Raw genomic sequence first — 536 nt, forward strand, 5'->3', positions numbered from 1 at the left:
ACCGAAACCGCCGCAGCTCAGCGATGGGCCAGCGGCACCAACCGATCGGATGCCTCGACCTCGTCGGTGCTGTCCAGCTCGATCGCCATTTGGGTGCATACCGCACGGCACAGCGTCGCCACCCGCTCGCTTTGCAGGCGGTAGTAGATCTGCGTGCCCTCGCGCCGCTTGGCGAGCACGCCGCTGCGGTAAAGCGTGGCGAGGTGCTGCGACATGTTGGGCTGGGTGGTGTTGATCAGCGCCAGCAATTCCGAGACGTTCTTCTCCTGCTGGCAAACCGCGCTGATGATCTTCAGGCGCACCGGTGTCGCCAGCACGGCGAACAGCTCGGCGGCAGATTCGAAAACACGATCCTGGCTGCTGAGATCTTCCATGGCAGAACTCGCTTCATTCAGCTTATTCATGAAGTAGTCTATTCGCAGCTAGTGATGGATGAAGGGTACCCGGCGTGCCGACAGGTGTATTTGTCTCTGCCGCAGCCCAGTCACTTGCTCTCCTGCTCCATCAGCAGGTAGGTGTTGTAGGCATTCTTGCGG

General features: G+C 60.4%; 1 protein-coding gene. It reads right to left on the bottom strand.

Annotated elements, in window-relative coordinates:
• Positions 1–17: 17 nt before the first annotated feature.
• Positions 18–374: an ArsR/SmtB family transcription factor gene (locus tag AC1DYI_RS38065; RefSeq protein WP_477209219.1), complete on the bottom strand. Its 357-nt coding sequence runs from the start codon at positions 372–374 to the stop codon at positions 18–20.
• Positions 375–536: the final 162 nt, after the last annotated feature.

It is taken from the genome of Ideonella sp. P3_A4 (genome assembly GCF_056403075.1).